This window comes from Streptomyces sp. CC208A, from assembly GCF_030010625.1.
Taxonomy (GTDB): domain Bacteria; phylum Actinomycetota; class Actinomycetes; order Streptomycetales; family Streptomycetaceae; genus Streptomyces.
Genome location: NZ_JASCXN010000018.1, coordinates 1 through 17,280, shown reverse-complemented (window position 1 = coordinate 17,280; position 17,280 = coordinate 1). Strand labels below are relative to the sequence as shown.

Genomic DNA, 17,280 nt, shown 5'->3' with positions numbered 1-17,280 from the left:
AGACATCCGACCCGCTCGTAGAAATCCTTTCGCCTCTGGCATCCTCCAGCCTCTGGAGGACTTCTGATGACATTTTTGCGCACATATGCACGCTCACCTCTGTGCATTCCCTCCCTGCTGTTCGTCAACACATCAGGGAGTTTTCTGCTCCTTGTGAGCCTGTCCACCCACATCGGCTCCGTCACCGGCTCGGGACTGCTCGCCGGCGTCGTCCTGAGCGCCCCCTGGCTACCGGCGCTGCTGCTCGCCGCGCCGCTCAACCGGCTGCTCGCCGGCCACGCCCCGGAGCGGCTCGTCCGCGTCGCCGAGGCGGCGAGCCTGCTGCTCACGGCGGCGGCCCTGGCCGTGCCCGGCGGCGCGCTGCTCGCGGTCGCCACCTGCCTGGTCGTCGCCCGCGGCTTCTTCGAGACGGTGACCCGCTCGGCCACCTCGGTGGTGCTGCGCGGCACGGTACCGAAGGAGCGGCTCGACCGGGCCAACACCTACGCCGAGATCGGCAAGTTGACCGGGGTCAGCGTGGGCGCCGCGCTCGCCGGACCGGCCTCCTCGGTGCTCTCGCCACGCGAACTGATCGCGCTGAACGCGGCGACGCTCGCGCTCTCCGCGCTCCTCGCCTGGGCGCTGCCGTCCGTGGCAAGGGCGGCCGGGGAGAGCGCCGCGTCACCGGCGAAGTCCGAGGCCGGGGCGCGGCTGCGGGTGGAGGACCCGGTGGTCCGCCGCCTGTTCGTCCGCTTCCTTCTGGTGGCGTTCTGGCAGGGCTTCCACACCGTGGCCGTCACCGTGATCCCGTTGCGTCTCCTCGACGGCGACACCCGGCTCGTCGGTGTGTTCGTCGCGGTCTCGGCCGTCGCGGTCTTCGGCGGTTCGCTCGCCGCCCTGCCGGCCCAGCGGTATCTGGGCCACGCGCCCTCGACCGTATGGCTGGTGCTGCCGATGGCGCCCCTGCTCGCGGCGGTGCTGGCGGCGAGCACCGTCCCGACGCTGGCGCTGTACGCGGTCTTCCTCGTGCTCTTCGAGCTTGCCTTCGTGCACTACAACAACCGGCTCCTCGCGGCCGCATCGGACGAGGAACTGTCCTCGGTGGTGACGCTGCGGGCGACGCTGCTGCCCTCGGGCGTGGCCGTGTCGATCCTGGTCATGGGCGCGCTGAGCGATCTGGCGGGTCCCGTGCCGGCCGTCCTCGCGGTCGTCGTCACCACGCTCGCGGTCACCGCCGCAACCGGCGCCGGCCGGCAAACTCGGAGAAGTGCCGTACCCGACGCGTGATCAGGATGGCAGGGACCGACACGCGGGACGTCCGCTCGCCCCGCTTCCCCTGACCGAAGGAATCCGTCGTGCGCGTTCTCGTCGTCCCGTTCCCGTGGAAGACCCATCTCTTCAACCTGGTGCCGCTCGCCTGGTCCCTGCAGACCGCCGGGCACGAGGTACGGGTGGCCGGGTGGCCCAACCTCCTCGACGCGGTGACCGGCGCAGGTCTCACCGGGGTGGGCGCGGGGCCCGGCGAGACCGCGCAGGAGCAGGAGGCCGGCGACCGGCGCCAGCAGCGGGAACGCAGGGCCGCCCCGCCGGTGCCGGGTCGCGGACCCGCCGGGGCGGGGGGCCTCGACCCGCTCTTCGACGTACGGCCCGACCGCGAGCGGTTGGGCTGGGAGCAGGTCACACGGGTCTTCGACGACCTGGTGCTGCCGCAGGCCCGCAGGTCGAACGACTCCATGATGGAGGACGTGGTCGAGCTGGCCCTGGAGTGGAAGCCCGACCTGGTGCTGTGGGGTGCGAAGGCCTTCGCCGGCGCGATCGCCGCCGCCGCCGTGGGCGCGGTCCACGCCCGGGTGCTGTACTCGGTCGACGTCTACACCCGGATGCGGGAGGACTTCCTGCACGCCAAGGCGCGGCAGCCGGAGCACGACCGGACCGACCGTCTTCAGGAGTGGCTGACGGAGTGGGTGGAGAAGTACGGCGGCGAGTTCTCCGAGGACCTGGTGAACGGCCAGTTCACGATCGACCCGCTCCCCTCCGCGTTCCGGCCCGATCCGCGGCCGACGACGATCCCCATGCAGTTCGTCCCCTACAACGGACCCACCGTCGTGCCCCGCTGGGTCACGGAACCGCCTCGCGCGCCCCGTGTCCTGATGACCTTCGGCGACAGCGTCAACGACGGTCCGGTGCGCCAGCTGCTGCCGGTCGAACGGATCCAGGAGATCCTCGACTCCGTGGGTGACCTGGACATCGAGCTGGTGCTCACGCTGCCCCGGAAGTCCCAGGAGGAGTTGAGCCGTGTCCCGGCCAACACCCGTCTCGTGGAGTCCGTACCGCTCTCGGAGGTGCTGCCGAGCTGCTCGGCGATGGTGCACCACGGCGGGACCTGGTCGTTCGGCTGCACGCTGCGGTCCGGGGTGCCGCAACTGCTCGTCAGCCGGGCGTTCGACGCGCCGCTGAAGCTCCGGTGCCTGGAGCGGACGGGCGCGGGGCTCTCCATGAAGCCCTCGGACGCCGACGGTCCCGCGGTACGCGAGGCGCTGCTGCGGCTTCTGGAGGACGAGACGTTCCGGGCCAACGCACAGCGGCTGCAGCGGGAGGTCCTCGCGACGCCGACGCCGAGCGAGCTGGTGCGCACGCTGGAGGACCTGGTCCTGGCTCATCGGGCGGCGGCCCACCGGGCCGGCGCGTCCGCCGGCCGCTGAGAGCCACCGCACGGCGACCCCGGCGGCCGACGGGGGCACCGCCCCCGTCGGCCGCCGGACGCCTGGGCCGGGTTCCGGTCAGGCGGTGGGCACCGGGTCCGGAGCCGCCGCGCAGGTCGCGTCGGTGCCCCACTTGGCGGGCGGCCGGGTGCCGTCCCTCAGGAAGTTGCTGACGTGGTTGTTCAGACAGGTGTTGTTGTTCGCGGAGAGGGCCGCGCCGACACTGTGGCCGCCCACCTCCAGGATGAGGCGGGAGTTCGGGAAGAGCGAGCGCGTCTGGTAGGCGCCGATGAGGCCGTGCGCGGCGTCGAACTGCGGCTGGACGATGAGGACTTCCACCGTGCTGTTACCGACCTGGACGGGCGTCTGGGACGGCACGGGCCAGAAGGCGCAGGGCGCGGTGTACCAGGCGTTGGACCAGGTCAGGAACTTGAGGCCGATGGCGTACTGGGACGAGTAGGCCGCGCTGTGGGCCTCCCAGCCCTTCGGCCAGGGTCCGTCGGTGCAGTTGACCGCGTTGGTCATGGTGTGGCGGTTCTGGTGCGGGAAGCCGGGGTCCGAGTAGTTCGCCTTCAGCGACGTCGGGTCGTCGTTGACGACGAAGTCGGAGAGGATCTTCGCGCGGTTCAGCCAGATCCAGTGCCGGTAGACGACCGGCTCGAAGACGTCGGCCCACTCGGCCGGGCCTATCTTGCCGTCGACGGGCGCGGCACGGAGCTTGTCCTGGCCCTCGTAGTACTTGGCTTCGACCTGGGCGGCGGTCGTGCCCAGGTGGTAGACGCTGTCGTACTTGGCGACCCAGGCGAAGAACAGGTCGGCGTTCTGCTCCGACGTGAAGTTCTTGCCGAACTGGTTCAGGAAGCCGACGCCGCTCGGGCTGGCGACGCTGTCCAGGAGCAGCCGCTGGATCCGGTTCGGGTACAGGGTGGCGTAGACCGAGCCGAGGTAGGTGCCCCAGTCGGTGCCGAAGAAGGTGATCTTCTCCTGGCCGAGGGCGATGCGCATCTGGTCCAGGTCGCGCGCGGCGTCCTTGGTGGTCATGTGCTTGAGCACGTCACCGTACTGCTGGCCGCAGCTCTCGGCGTACGCCTTGGCGCGGTCCGCCCAGGCCTGCTCGGCGGCCGACGAGGCAGGGACCGGGTCCGGCTGGGCCTGGCCCGGGTTGATGTAGGAGGGGTCGCAGACGATGGCCGGCTCGCTGGCGCCCACACCACGCGGGTCGAAGCCGATCCAGTCGTAGGCGGCGCCGACGTCGGCGGCGAGGCCGGTGGTGCCCTTCGCGTAACGCGTGGGCAGGTCACGGCCGATGCCTCCGGGCCACTGGCCGCGGTTGAGAATGACGACGCCCTTGTAATCGGCCTCGGCGACGGTGTGCTTGGCACGGGTCAGCGCGAGCTTGATCTTCTGTCCGGCGGGGTCGCCGTAGTCGAGCGGCACCTCGACCGTGCCGCAGTCCAGGCCCTTGAGCATGGGACCGAGGACCGGGTCGGTCTCCGGACACGGAGCCCATGCGATGGTGCCGGCGGTCGGCGTGACGGCGGTCTCCGCCGCCGCGACCGGGGTGAGGGCCGGGCTCACCAGACCGGTCACGATCACTGTGGTGACCAATGCGAGCTTCTTCACGTGATTCCCCTTCTGAATACAACGCGCTCGCAGCCTGACAACGGGACCTCTATTTCAGGTCAACGCTGGCTGGAATCCCACTGGAACCGAGCACGATCGGAGAAGCGCCGCAACAGTGGATCTCCTTAGCATGCGAACAGGAGAACCCGACCCCAGGAGTAATGAGTAATCATGGCCGACTCTTCCGTACAGGGAATCAAGACCGTCCTGCACCCCGTCAAGGACCTCACGGCGGCCAAGGGCGTGTACACCGCCCTGCTCGGCACCGAGCCGCAGACCGTCTCCGACTTCTACATCGGCTACGACATCGCAGGTCAGCACATCGGCCTGGTGCCGGGCGCCGGTACGCAGGGCATGTCCGCACCGGTCGCGTACTGGCACGTGCCGGACATCGAGGCGAAGCTCGCGGAGGTGACCGCGGCGGGTGCCACCGTCCAGAACCCGGTCGCCGACGTCGGCGGCGGCCGCCTCGTCGCGACCGTCACGGACGCCGACGGCAACGTTCTCGGGCTGCTCCAGGACAGCTGAGGCGAGACCTTCTCAATTCCTTTTCGATTCCTTCTCCATTCTCGCTCGAATCCGGCTCTCGCCCTCCTCCAGTCCCTCTCGCATCCGGCTTGAATCCCACTCGGGCCCCACTCGGCTTTTTCCCCGAGCGGGGCTCGAGCCGTATGCGAGCGGGCGTCGAGCGCGCCACGGCACCCTCGCCGGACGGGCCGGGCGACCGCGGCCCGTCCTCAGCGAGGGAGACCCATGAGCCAGGATTCCGCCTCCGTCCGCCGCCACGACCGGATCCGGGTGCACGGCGCGCGCGTCAACAACCTCAAGGACGTCGACGTCGAGATCCCCAAGCACCAGCTGACGGTCTTCACCGGCGTCTCCGGCTCCGGCAAGAGCTCCCTGGTGTTCGGCACGATCGCCGCCGAGTCGCGGCGGCTGGTCGACGAGACGTACAGCGCCTTCGTCCAGGGCTTCATGCCGACGCCTCCCCGCCCCGAGGTCGACGTCCTCGAAGGGCTGACCACCGCGATCGTCGTCGACCAGCGGCGCCTGGGCTCCGACCCCCGCTCCACCGTCGGCACCGTCACCGACGCCAACGCCATGCTGCGCGTGCTCTTCAGCCGGCTCGGCACCCCTCACGTCGGCCCGCCCAGCGCCTTCGCCTTCAACGTCCCGCGCCGCACGGCGAGCGGTGCCATGAACGTCGACAAGGCCGGCGGCAGACGGATCGTCGTCCGCAAGGCCGTCTACCACGGCGGGATGTGCCCCCGCTGCGAAGGCCGCGGCACCGTCTCCGACATCGACCTCGCCCAGCTGTACGACGACACGCGCGCGATCGGCGACGGCGCGTTCACGATCCCCGGCTGGAAGCAGGACAGCTTCTGGACCACCCGCGTCTACGCCGAGTCCGGCGTCCTCGACCCGCGCAAGCCCATCCGTGACTTCTCCGAGCGGGAGATGCGCGAGTTCCTCCACGGCGAGCCCCGCAAGGTGAAGGTCGACGGGGTCAACCTCACCTACGAGGGCCTCCTGCCGAAGATCCGGAAGTCGATGCTGTCCAAGGACCGGGAATCGCTCCAGCCGCACATCCGGGCCTTCGTCGACCGGGCCGTCGCCTTCACCACCTGTCCCGACTGCGCGGGCACCCGGCTCTCCGCCGAGGCCAGGTCCTCGAAGATCCACGGGATCTCGATGGCCGACGCCTGTGCGATGGAGATCAGGGACCTCGCCGCCTGGGTGCGCGGCCTCGACGAGCCCTCGGTCGCGCCACTGCTCGCCTCCCTGCTCCACACCCTGGAGTCGTTCGTGGAGATCGGACTCGGCTACCTCTCCCTGGAGCGGCCCGTCGGCACCCTGTCGGGCGGCGAGGGCCAGCGCGTGAAAATGATCCGCCACCTCGGCTCCGCGCTCACCGACACCACGTACGTCTTCGACGAGCCGACCACCGGCCTGCACCCGCACGACATCGCCGGCATGAACGAACTGCTGCTCCGGCTGCGCGACAAGGGCAACACCGTCCTCGTCGTCGAGCACAAGCCGGAGGTCATCGCCATCGCCGACCACGTCGTCGACCTCGGCCCCGGCGCCGGCGCCGACGGCGGCCAGGTGCTGTACACGGGCACCCTCGACGGGCTCCGCGCGAGCGGCACCCCGACCAGCCGCCGACTCGACGACCGGGTCCGCCCGAAGGAGACCGTACGGAAGCCGAAGGGGTACCTGGAGATCCGCGGCGCCGCCACCCACAACCTCCGGGACGTCGACGTCGACCTGCCGCTCGGCGTGCTCTGCGTCGTCACCGGCGTCGCCGGCTCCGGCAAGAGCTCTCTCGTCCACGGCTCGGTGGCGCGCCGGGACGGCGTGGTGGCCGTCGACCAGTCGCCGATCAAGGGCTCCCGGCGCAGCAACCCCGCCACGTACACCGGTCTCCTCGACCCGATCCGTACGGCCTTCGCGAAGGCCAACGGCGTACGGCCGGGGCTTTTCAGCGCCAACTCCGAGGGGGCCTGCCCCACCTGCAACGGCATCGGCGTCCTGCACACCGATCTCGCGATGACGGCCGGCACCGCCATCACCTGTGAGGACTGCGAGGGGCGGCGCTTCGACGGCTCCGTCCTGGAGCACCTCTTCGGCGGCCTCGACATCAGCGAGGTCCTCGCGATGCCGGTCCACGAGGCCCTGGAGTTCTTCGGCGCGGGCGACACCCGCGTCCCCGCCGCCCACCGCGTCCTCCAGCGCCTCTCCGACGTCGGCCTCGGCCATCTCTCCATCGGCCGGCCGCTCACCACCCTCTCCGGCGGTGAGCGGCAGCGGCTGAAGCTCGCCACGCACCTGGGCGAGAAGGGCGGGGTGATCGTCCTGGACGAGCCGACCTCCGGACTCCACCTCGCCGACGTGGAACGACTGCTCCAGCTCCTCGACCGGCTCGTGGACGCCGGCAAGTCCGTCATCGTCGTCGAGCACCACCAGGCCGTGATGGCACACGCCGACTGGATCGTCGACGTCGGCCCCGGCGCCGGCCAGGACGGCGGCCGGATCGTCTTCGAGGGCACCCCGGCCGAGCTCGTCGCCGGCCGCCCCACGCTGACCGGTGAACACCTGGCGGCCTATGTCGGGTGTTCAGCGGTTGAACCGGCAATCTGAAAGATGCCCCTGTTCGGGCAGTTTCCTAGCGTGCATCGCACGGCACCCCATCCCCTCACCGCAAAGGGCACAGGAACATGTTTCGACCGTGGAACTCCGACTGCGACGTGATCTCATGAGAATCCTCGTCACCGGCGGCGCCGGCTTCATCGGCTCCCACTACGTACGGACCATGCTCGACGGGGGATACCCGGGATACGAGGACGCGCACGTCACCGTCCTCGACGCGCTCACCTACGCCGGCAACCGGGAGAACCTCCCCGCCACCCATCCGCGGCTCACCTTCGTCCGGGGCGACATCCTCGACCGCGACCTGCTCCACAGCGTGCTCGAAGGCCAGGACGCGGTGGTCCACTTCGCGGCCGAGAGCCATGTCGACCGCTCCATCGAGAGCGGTGCCGCCTTCGTCCGCACGAACGTGGAGGGCACCCAGGCCGTCATGGAGGCCGCCCTCGCGGTCGGTGTCGGGCGGGTCGTGCACATATCCACGGACGAGGTGTACGGCTCCATCGACGAGGGTTTCTGGACCGAGGAGTCCCCGCTCCTCCCCAACTCCCCGTACGCGGCCTCCAAGGCGTCCTCCGACCTCATCGCGCTCGCCTATTTCCGCACCCACCGGCTGAACGTCTCGGTCACCCGCTGCTCCAACAACTACGGGCCGTACCAGCACCCCGAGAAGTTCATTCCGCTCGCGGTCACCAACCTTCTCGAAGGCCGCCGCATCCCCGTGTACGGGGACGGGCAGCAGATCCGCGAGTGGCTGCACGTCGACGACCACTGCCGTGCCGTGCAGCGCGTCCTGACCGACGGCCGGGCCGGCGAGGCGTACAACATAGGCTCCGGATCGGCCGTGCCGAACCTGACGCTCGCCCACCGGCTCGTCGAACTCTGCGGCGTGAGCCCCGACATGATCGACCACGTCACCGACCGCAAGGGGCACGACCGCCGCTACGCCCTCGACCAGTCCAAGATCGAGGAAGAGCTCGGCCACCGGCCCCTCACCTCCTTCGACCGCGGCCTCGCGGAGACCGTCGCCTGGTACCGGGACAACCCGCAGTGGTGGAAGCCGGTCAAGGCGAGCGGGGGCCGGGCATGAGCACCCGGACCCGGCTCGTCCCGCGCTCGCGCGCCGGAACCACCGAACGGCTCGCCCGCTCGGCCGCGACGACGCGGGGCGCCCACCGCACGACCGCCGAGGTCCTGGAGTGGCTCGACTTCCACCGGGTCACCTGCGGCACCGAGATCCGGCGGATCCCCTTCGCCGGGCTCGACAACTGGTCCTTCGCACCGGACACCGGCAACCTGCGGCACAGCAGCGGGGCGTTCTTCACCGTCGAGGGCCTGGACGTCACCCGACCGGACGGCTCATGGCAGCAGCCGATCATCGTCCAGCCGGAGATCGGCATCCTCGGCATCCTGGCCAAGGAGTTCGACGGGGTCCTCCACTTCCTCATGCAGGCCAAGATGGAGCCCGGCAACCCCAACCTGGTGCAGCTCTCCCCCACCGTGCAGGCCACCCGCAGCAACTACACCAAGGCCCACGGCGGCGCGGCCGTGAAGTACCTGGAGCACTTCCTGGAGCCCGACCGGGACCGGGTGCTCACCGACGTCCTCCAGTCCGAGCACGGCGCCTGGTTCTACCGGAAGCGCAACCGGAACATGATCGTCGAGGTCGACGCCGGTACTTCCGTCCCCGTCCACGACGACTTCGCCTGGCTGACCCTCGGCCAGATCGTGGAGCTCCTCGCCCTGGACAACGTGGTGAACATGGACGCGCGCACCGTCCTCGCGAGTGCCCCCATGGCCCCCGAGGAGGACGGCGCGCTGTCCTCCGACGGCGAGCTGCTCACCTGGTTCACCGGCGAGCGGGCCCGCCAGGACGTCCGCGCCCGCCGTATGCCGCTGCGGGAGATCTCCGGCTGGCGGCGGGACACCCACTCCATCCGCCGCGAGGACGAACGGTTCTTCCGGGTCGTGGCGGTCTCCGTGGAGGGCGCCGGCCGTGAGGTCCGCGGCTGGACCCAGCCGATCATCGAGCCGGTCGGTCCCGGCCTGGTCGCCTTCGCGTACCGCGTGTTCGACGGCGTCCCGCACGTCCTCGTGCACGCCCGCGTGGAGGGCGGATTCCTCGACGCCGTGGAGCTCGCGCCGACCGTGCAGTACGTTCCGTCGAACTACGCGCATCTGCCGGCCGGGCAGCGGCCGCCGTTCCTCGACCTGATGCTGGACGTCGCTCCCGAACGGATCCGTTACTCGACGGTCCATTCGGAGGAGGGCGGCCGGTTCCTCAACGCCGAGAGCCGCTATCTGATCGTCGAGACCGACGAGGCGACGACGCCGGCCGAGGCGCCGCCCGGCTTCCACTGGGTGACCCTGGGCCAGCTCAACTGGCTCGCCGGACACAGCCGTTACGTCAACGTGCAGGCGCGTACGCTGCTCGCGGTCCTCACCACCGCGGGCACGGGGGCGTTCTGACCCGAGAAGGGCCCCGGAGCTCCGCTCCGGGGCCCCGGCGGCCGCGCCACGGCCCGCGACAGCACGAAGGCCCTGTCCGACGGTGTTCTCCACCGGGCAGGGCCTTCGTGCTGCTGCGGGCCGATCGGGCCATTACTTGCTCGCGGCGAGCCGCGTGGTCATCGGGGTCCACGTCTTGGGGTTCACACGCCAGTCGACCGGCTCCTGCTTCGTGGCGACGTTGACGCGGTTCCAGAGGTTCACCAGGCCGATGTGGAGCACCACGGCACCGAGCTGCTTCTCGTCCCAGTGCTTGGCGGCCTCGTTCCAGACCTCGTCCGAGACCGGGTCCTTCACGTCGTTGATCCGTGTGGCGGCCTCGGCCAGCGCGAGCACCGAACGCTCGGCGTCGGTGAAGCAGGTCTGCTCCCTCCAGGTCTCCACCAGCGGCAGGCGGAAGTCCTCCTCGCCGGCATCCTCGAACTCGCGCTTCTTCACGGGAAGCTGGACCGTACGGCCGTTGATCTGGCTCACCCGCAGGTGGATGAGAACGAGCGTCTGCAACGGCACACCGACACTGTTGATGGCCTTGACCAGGGCCCGCATGGGGGGCAGGACATCGGGGACCACCAGCGACGGGTTAGGCATCCGCGGCGACATCTGTGATTCTCCTTCTGATGGGGATGGAAAAAAGCTTGCCCCCAGGGGCTTCCACTTCTCAAGTGTGTGAAATTCCCGACGGCACGCCGATTTTCTGCGTGGCACCGGCGGCTTCGGCGAATGCGCGGTGCAGTCGCCGGTCGGCCGTGTATCCGGCTTCCCATTGCACCCCGACGGCGAAGGGGTGGCCCGTCACCTCGACCGCCTCGACGGTCCCGTCCGCCGCCCACGCGGTGACGGTGAGACCGTCGCCGAGCCGCCCCACCGCCTGGTGGTGGTGGCAGGCCGACTCCGGCGCGTCCTCGTCGAGGACGCCGGCGATACGGCTGCCGGCCAGGAGCGTGAGCGGGTGGCGGCCGAGGGTGAAGGACGGCGTGCCCGGACGGTGTCCGTCGTGGCCGGTGACGTCCGGAAGGTGCTGCTGGAGCGAGCCTCCGTGCAGCACGTTGAGCAGTTGCATGCCGCGGCAGATGGCCAGGACGGGCAGCTCGGCGTCGAGTGCCGCCCTGACCAGGGCCAGTTCGACACGGTCGGCATCCGGGGTCATGGCCCGGGTGACCGGGTGCGCGGCCTCACCGTACAGCGCCGGGTCGATGTCCGGCCCGCCCGGGACGAGGAGGCCGTCGACCCGGCCGACGAGCTCCTCGACGCCGGGCAGCAGCGGCAGGAGCAGCGGGGTGCAGCCTGCTTCGGCGAGGTAGGCGACATGAGCCTGAAGTGCGAGGCTGACGACCAGATCGGAGCCCTGGAGCGTGACCGGCGCGGTCCGCGCGACGATCCCGATGACGGGCCGCCGGGGCGCCTCCGCCGGGCCATTCGGGGTTGAATTCATGACCACCCTTGGGGTTTCCGGGTTCAACTGAGGAAAGGAAGCAGACGAAACAGACGTCCCCGGGGACGGGCCTGTCGCCAAAAAATATCCATGCGGGCGAACCCATGGCCCGCGTTCAACCCCGGACCGGGGCTGAGCACTACTGAACGGAATGCTGGTCCTGGTACCACAGGGTCGGGATCCTTTTGTCTCCCGATTTCTCTCGCAGCCCCTTCACCTGAGGTGACCATGATCGAGGCGAAGAACATCACGAAACGCTACGGCGACAGGACCGCCGTGAACGACCTGTCGTTCACGGTCGAGCCCGGGCGGGTCACCGGCTTCCTGGGCCCCAACGGCGCGGGCAAGTCCACCACGATGCGGCTGCTCCTCGGCCTGGACCGGCCCGACTCGGGTGAGGCCACCATCAACGGTGTGCCCTACCGCGACCTCGCGCAGCCGATGCGCGTGGTCGGCGCCCTCCTGGAGGCGCGGGCCGTGCACACCGGCCGCAGCGCCTACGACCACCTGCTCTGCCTCGCCCAGACCCAGGGCTTCGGCAAGCGCCGGGTCGAGGAGGTCATCGAGCAGGTCGGCCTGGGGTCGGTGGCGCGCAAGCGCGCGGGCGGCTTCTCCCTCGGCATGGGCCAGCGGCTCGGCATCGCCGCCGCGCTGCTCGGCAACCCGTCGGCGCTGATCCTGGACGAGCCGGTCAACGGCCTGGACCCGGAGGGCATCCTCTGGATCCGCAACCTGATGAAGTCGCTGGCGGCCGAGGGCCGTGCCGTCTTCGTCTCCAGCCACCTCATGAACGAGATGGCCGTCACCGCCGACCACCTCATCGTCATCGGCCGCGGTCAGCTGGTCGCCGACTGCTCCACCGAGGAGTTCATCGAGCGCAGCACCGAGCAGTCGGTCCTGGTGAAGACCCCCGAGCGGGAGAAGCTCTCCGCGCTGCTCACGGCGGAGGGCGCCACCGTCACCGAGGTCGAGGGCGACCTGAACGTCGTCGGTCTCGAGGCCCCCCGCATCGCCGAACTCGCCGCCGCCGACGGCCTGGTCCTGCACGAACTCTCGACCAGCCGTGGCTCGCTGGAGGACGCCTTCATGGAACTGACCAAGGACGCCGTCGAGTACGACGCCGCCGTGCCCGCCACCGGAGGTGCGAAGTGACCACCCTGACCGCCCCCGTCTCGGCCTCCGCCGCCGGCACGCAGCACAGGCCGAGCTTCGGACGGCTGATGCTCTCGGAGTGGACGAAGATCCGCTCGGTGCGCTCCACGGTCTGGTCGCTGGCCATCCTGGTCGTGGTGTCCCTGATCTTCACCGCGCTTTTCATGCAGATGGGCGTCGCGAACTGGGACAAGACCGATCCGGCCCAGCAGGCCGAGATGCGGCTCGACCCGACCGGCACCATCCTGGGCAGCGGCATCCTGCTCAGCCAGCTCGCGGTCTGCGTGCTCGGCGTGATGGTCATCGCCTCGGAGTACTCCACGGGCATGATCCGCGCGAGCCTGCTCGCCGTCCCGAAGCGCGTCCCGGTCCTCGCGGCCAAGGGCGCCGTCTTCGGTCTCCTGGTCCTCGTCGTCGGCGAGGTGACCGCGTTCGGCTCGTTCCTCGTCGGCGCGCCGCTCCTGGAGGAGAAGGCGCCGGTCGCGCTCGGCGACCCGGGCGTCCTGCGGGCCGTCGCGGGCACCGGCCTCTACCTGGCCCTGCTCGGTCTGTTCGCACTCGCCGTCGGGGCGATCATCCGGCACACGGCCGCGAGCATCACCGGTGTCATCGGTTTCGTCCTGGTGCTCACGCCGATGGCGGCGCTGCTGCCCGGCAAGGTCGGCACGTACGTCCACGCCTACCTGCCCACTCAGGCCGGCTTCATGATGACCCAGCAGCAGGCGCGCGTCGGCGACGTGCTGGGGCCCTGGCAGGGAATCGGGGTCCTCGCCCTGTGGACCGCCGCACTGCTGGCCGTCGCCGCGGTGCTGCTGCGCCGCAGGGACGCCTGATCTCCCCGCCCACCGCGGGTGCCCGCCGATCCGGCGGGCACCCGCGGTGTCGTGTTTCCAGGAAGCGTCCACCTCTCCTCGACTACGGCTGAAGACCGCTCTGCGAATCTCTGAACAGCGGCAGCAGAGAGGGAGGGAACAGTATGGCTCACAGCAGTGCCCAAGCCGTCTTGATGACAAGCGCGTTCAATTCCGCCAGAGCGGAGATCGTCGACTCGTCGGGGCGCGGTGAACTCGATCTGAAGAACTTCGAAAAACTGCCCGCGCACGACGTTCCCCTCAGCGCCCTGTCGGCGGGGGTGTCCCTGCGTCAGAGCGGTACGGACGCCGCCCATATCCAGTCGCTCGTCGACGCGGCGGGTACGGCGGAACTCCCCCCCATTCTCGTCAAGATGGACGGCTACCTCGTCATCGACGGTCTGCACCGGCTTGAGGCCGCGCGGCTCCGGGGCGACACCACCATCAAGGCGCGCCTCCTCGACTGCTCGAACTCCGAGGCGCTCGTCATCGCCATGAAGGTGAACGGCTCGCACGGTCTGCCGCTGTCGAAAGCGGACCGCGTGGCCGGCGCCCAGCGCGTCCTGAGCTCACATCCCGACTGGTCCGACCGCGCCATCGCGGGCATCACCGGTCTGAGCGCGAAGACGATCGCCTCACTGCGCGGCCGCACGGGGGAGGCGACGCCACTCGACGGCAAACGCATCGGCCGGGACGGCCGCAGGCGTCCGGTGGACGCGGGCGAGGGCCGGCGGCGGGCCGCCGAGTACATCGCCGCGCACCCGAACGCGCCGCTGCGGCAGGTCGCCCGTGAGACCGACGTGTCGCTCGGCACCGTCCACGACGTGAGCGCGCGGCTGCGGCGCGGCGAGGGACCGGAGCGGGACGGCCGCCAGTCGGCCGCCGCACGGGAGCGGAACGCCACGACCGTACCTCAGGAACTCGCCGATCAGCAGGGCCCGTTCGGCCGCCCCGGCCACCCGGCGGAGCCCGGCAGGCCCACGCACCCGGTGCTGCCGTCGTCGTCCGTCCGGCCGCTCCGGTCGCCCCGGGCCGTGCCGTCCGTGTGGTCCGTACCGCCCGTGGGCCACCCCGAGGGGCCGGCGCGTACGGCTCCGGCGGCGGGCGCCGCGTCCCGGGCCCCGCTGCGGATGGCGACCGGCGCGGACGCCGCACCGCAGCGCAGGAACCACACCGAGACGCCGCCCGCGTGGGCGACGGTGGCGGCGAAGATGGCCAGCGACCCGGCCATCCGCTACACGGCGGGCGGCCGGGAGTTCCTCCGCTGGATGCAGGCGCACGCCACCGACCCGAGCGAGGAGTGGCGCGACCTGGTCGACGCCGTTCCGGCGCACTGGGTCGGCGTCATCGCCCCGATCGCCGAGCGCATCGGCCGCGAGTGGCACCTGCTCGCCGAGCAGCTCAAGACCAAGCAGGACATGGCGCCGTGACCCGCTCGGTCGGAGCCGGCCGCCGGGCGGGGCCCGGGCGGCCTCAGGCCACGGGGGCCGGCTCCGGCGCCGCGGGCACCACCGTGAGGCCGCCCGCGGCCCGGCGCCCCCCGGCCACCGGCTCGCCTTCCGGATGGACGGAGGCGCAGCCGGGATGGGACACGACCTCGGCCGGCGGGACGAGTTCGGGCAGCGCCAGCAGGACCGGCGGATCGGTGGCCCGTACGGGCCGCAGCCGGACGGCGGCGCTCACGATGCCGTCGGCGGTGACGGGCACGGTCGTCGGGCCGCGCCCCGCGACGAGGGTGGTCCGCCGGGTACGGGCCTCGGGCCCGATGCCGTCGGCGACCGCCACCGCGAGCAGGTGCCAATCCCCGTCGGGGACGTTCTGGAGCGAGTAGCAGGACGGCCGGCCGGCCGGCACGTCGACGACGACCGAGGCGACGGCCGGGTGCTGGACCACGGGTGTGGCGAAGGCCCCGAGGAACACACGCGCGTTGCCGTGGCCGGCCGGGAGGCTGATGGTGCCCGCGACCGTGCCGTACCCGGCCCGGGGGTCGGGCACCGGGCCCGGCGGTCCGTCCCCGCCGTCCCGCGTCATCCGCCGGTACCCGCTGGGGGAGATCCCGACGCCGGACGTGAAGGAGTTGGTGAACGACCCCAGGCTGTTGTAGCCGACCGCGTAGGAGATGTCGGTGATACTCATCGAGGTGTGCTCGATGAGCCGCTTGGCCTCGTGAATGCGGACCGCTGCCAGAAATCTGCCGGGGGTGATCCCGGTCTCCTCCTTGAACAGCCGCGTGAAATAGAAGCGGCTGAGCAGAGCACTTTCGGCGATATCCGCGAGGGTGAGCGGCTCACGATAACGCTTCCGAATGTACTCGATCGCCCTTCCTGCTGCGTTTTCCATACGCACCTCACTACGTCTCGATCCAGGCAGCAGGGTCGCGTGGCGGCATCGTGCAAAACTCGAAGAACACTCGTGAGATGTTCACTTGCGCTTTCATTCCGAACATGCTCGGGCCGGGAAAGGAGAGACGGCGGGAGGAGCGATTCCCGTAACAGGTCCGCATTCCCGTCGCGGGTTTCCGCTCGCGCACGAGGTGAGCCAGGACGGTGCGGAGGTACGGGCCGGAGGTCAGGACGGCGTGGGGGCTTCCCAGGCGAAGCCGTCCGGGTCGGTGAAGGCGGCGGTGGCGCCGCCGAGGACGATGCGGTGCGAGCCGGTGCCGTCGGCGGGGACGCCGAGGTCCTTGGCCAGCCCGCGGCGCTTGTACAGCGCCAGCTTGACGGGGCTGGACTGGCCGAGGGCGAACTCGGCGTACTTGCCGCCGAAGCTCTTGGCCACGGTCAGGCCCCGCTCGACGTAGAACTGCTTGGTGGCCTTCACGTCCTCGACGCCGAGCAGCAGGACGACCTCGTCGATTTCGCGGGTGGCGGGGCCGGTGTCCTTCTTCGCCGAGGTCGCGATCTTCCAGATCGTCCCGTCCGGGGCCTGGACGACGCCGCCGTAGCCCCACAGGGACTTCACGGCGGGCTTCAGGACCGTGGCGCCGGCGTCCACGGCGGCGGTGACGAAGCCGTCGACGGTGGCGGGCCCGGACACCGTGAGCGCCAGGGTGAAGCCGCGGAACCCGGTCGAGTGCGCCTCGGACGCCCGCAGACGCAGGTACGCGTCCACGCCGAAGGCGCTGTAGAAGCGGTGGGCGGCCTCAAGGTCGGCCACCTCGAGGGTGACGGAGGTGAGGGTCGTGTGGGCTGCGGTGGAAGTGGTGGTTGCCATGTCCCTCACGCTAGGGGCCGGGCGATGGCCGGGGCTTCTCGATTCCTGACCGGCTCTCGCGCGGGCGTCTCCTCCACCGTGACCGCCGCACCCGCGTCGCGGACGGCGTCCTCCGGCCGGCGCCTCCTGAGCCCCTCATGGCGGCCCCGGGCGGTTCTCCAGCAGGACCGGACCGTTCCTCCAGACAGGTGACCGACGGTGGAGCAAGGCATGAAGGAGGGCGGATGGGCGATTCCGACACCGCGCCCACGTTCCGGGTGGAGCACGGGCGGGCCAGCGACGAGGAGCTGGCCGCGGTCGCCGTCGTGCTGTGCTCACTGCTGGCGGGGCGAAACGGCGAGAACGGCGAGAACGGCGAGAACGGCGACGCGCAGTCACCCGAGATCCCCCTGTGGGAAGCGGGGCGGACCGACGCGGTCTACCGCTCTCCGTACAGCTGGCGCTAGGAGCCGGCTGTTTCACCCCGGCTGATTCGTGTGCGCGCCGTGCCCCCGCGACAGACCGCACAAGCGGTCCGCGCGCGGGGCGCCTGATCGGGCCGCACCTTGAAAGAGAGGGACGCGTCGTGACAGTGGTGGACAACATTCCCCGGGTCTCTGTGGAGGCGACGGGTGCTCACGGGCCTGTGGCCGAGCTGCACGCGGTCCGTGCGCAGGCGCTGGCCGGTCCGAGT

General features: G+C 70.7%; 15 protein-coding genes. 10 read left to right on the top strand and 5 right to left on the bottom strand.

Features of this window, described 5'->3' with window-relative positions; all coding sequences use genetic code 11:
* The first annotated feature begins 66 nt into the window (after positions 1 to 66).
* Both QK442_RS20000 and QK442_RS19995 read left to right on the top strand, forming a co-directional pair.
* Positions 67 to 1,266, top strand: coding sequence for an MFS transporter (locus QK442_RS20000; RefSeq protein WP_282695351.1), 1,200 nt, complete (start codon positions 67 to 69; stop codon positions 1,264 to 1,266).
* 68 nt (positions 1,267 to 1,334) lie between these two features.
* On the top strand, positions 1,335 to 2,681 hold the full coding sequence (locus tag QK442_RS19995) for a nucleotide disphospho-sugar-binding domain-containing protein (RefSeq protein WP_282695350.1): 1,347 nt from the start codon (positions 1,335 to 1,337) through the stop codon (positions 2,679 to 2,681).
* 78 nt (positions 2,682 to 2,759) lie between these two features.
* Here QK442_RS19995 and QK442_RS19990 read toward each other — a convergent pair whose 3' ends face one another.
* A complete protein-coding gene (locus QK442_RS19990; protein ID WP_282695349.1) occupies positions 2,760 to 4,304 on the bottom strand; it encodes an alpha/beta fold hydrolase in 1,545 nt (514 codons plus the stop codon).
* Positions 4,305 to 4,475: 171 nt separating this feature from the next.
* On the opposite strand from QK442_RS19990, the gene QK442_RS19985 reads away from it, so the two are divergent.
* The 4 genes from QK442_RS19985 (at position 4,476) to QK442_RS19970 (ending at position 9,920) form a co-directional block, all read left to right on the top strand.
* Positions 4,476 to 4,832: a VOC family protein gene (locus tag QK442_RS19985; RefSeq protein WP_282695348.1), complete on the top strand. Its 357-nt coding sequence runs from the start codon at positions 4,476 to 4,478 to the stop codon at positions 4,830 to 4,832.
* Between the two features lie 225 nt (positions 4,833 to 5,057).
* Positions 5,058 to 7,445 (top strand): excinuclease ABC subunit UvrA, encoded by a 2,388-nt coding sequence (locus QK442_RS19980; RefSeq protein WP_282695347.1) that lies wholly within the window; start codon positions 5,058 to 5,060, stop codon positions 7,443 to 7,445.
* Between the two features lie 115 nt (positions 7,446 to 7,560).
* Positions 7,561 to 8,541, top strand: a complete 981-nt coding sequence (gene rfbB, locus QK442_RS19975) for a dTDP-glucose 4,6-dehydratase (protein ID WP_282695346.1) — start codon at positions 7,561 to 7,563, stop codon at positions 8,539 to 8,541.
* Complete coding sequence (locus QK442_RS19970; RefSeq protein WP_282695345.1) at positions 8,538 to 9,920, top strand: NDP-hexose 2,3-dehydratase family protein; 1,383 nt, start codon at positions 8,538 to 8,540, stop codon at positions 9,918 to 9,920. Before rfbB ends, QK442_RS19970 begins: the two co-directional genes overlap by 4 nt.
* 132 nt (positions 9,921 to 10,052) lie before the next feature.
* Here the strand turns inward: QK442_RS19970 and QK442_RS19965 are convergent, their stop codons facing one another.
* On the bottom strand, positions 10,053 to 10,559 hold the full coding sequence (locus QK442_RS19965; RefSeq protein WP_282695344.1) for a carboxymuconolactone decarboxylase family protein: 507 nt from the start codon (positions 10,557 to 10,559) through the stop codon (positions 10,053 to 10,055).
* A gap of 58 nt (positions 10,560 to 10,617) precedes the next feature.
* Positions 10,618 to 11,391 carry a gamma-glutamyl-gamma-aminobutyrate hydrolase family protein gene (locus QK442_RS19960; protein WP_282695343.1) on the bottom strand — a complete coding sequence of 258 codons (774 nt, stop codon included), beginning with the start codon at positions 11,389 to 11,391 and terminating at the stop codon, positions 10,618 to 10,620.
* 228 nt (positions 11,392 to 11,619) lie between these two features.
* Between QK442_RS19960 and QK442_RS19955 the strand changes: the two genes are divergently transcribed.
* The 3 genes from QK442_RS19955 (at position 11,620) to QK442_RS19945 (ending at position 14,824) form a co-directional block, all read left to right on the top strand.
* The gene (locus QK442_RS19955) at positions 11,620 to 12,543 is read left to right on the top strand and encodes an ATP-binding cassette domain-containing protein (RefSeq protein WP_282695342.1); all 924 of its coding nucleotides are present in this window, start codon (positions 11,620 to 11,622) and stop codon (positions 12,541 to 12,543) included.
* Positions 12,540 to 13,376, top strand: coding sequence for an ABC transporter permease (locus QK442_RS19950; RefSeq protein WP_282695341.1), 837 nt, complete (start codon positions 12,540 to 12,542; stop codon positions 13,374 to 13,376). The genes QK442_RS19955 and QK442_RS19950 overlap by 4 nt, the downstream gene beginning before the upstream one ends.
* Before the next feature lie 173 nt (positions 13,377 to 13,549).
* A complete protein-coding gene (locus QK442_RS19945) occupies positions 13,550 to 14,824 on the top strand; it encodes a ParB N-terminal domain-containing protein (protein WP_282695340.1) in 1,275 nt (424 codons plus the stop codon).
* Between the two features lie 43 nt (positions 14,825 to 14,867).
* Here QK442_RS19945 and QK442_RS19940 read toward each other — a convergent pair whose 3' ends face one another.
* On the bottom strand, positions 14,868 to 15,734 hold the full coding sequence (locus QK442_RS19940; protein WP_282695339.1) for an AraC family transcriptional regulator: 867 nt from the start codon (positions 15,732 to 15,734) through the stop codon (positions 14,868 to 14,870).
* A gap of 228 nt (positions 15,735 to 15,962) precedes the next feature.
* Positions 15,963 to 16,607 (bottom strand): glyoxalase, encoded by a 645-nt coding sequence (locus QK442_RS19935; protein WP_282695338.1) that lies wholly within the window; start codon positions 16,605 to 16,607, stop codon positions 15,963 to 15,965.
* 224 nt (positions 16,608 to 16,831) lie between these two features.
* Here QK442_RS19935 and QK442_RS19930 point away from each other — a divergent pair, with 224 nt between their 5' ends.
* Positions 16,832 to 17,053, top strand: coding sequence for an acyl-CoA carboxylase subunit epsilon (locus QK442_RS19930; RefSeq protein ID WP_282695337.1), 222 nt, complete (start codon positions 16,832 to 16,834; stop codon positions 17,051 to 17,053).
* Positions 17,054 to 17,280: the final 227 nt, after the last annotated feature.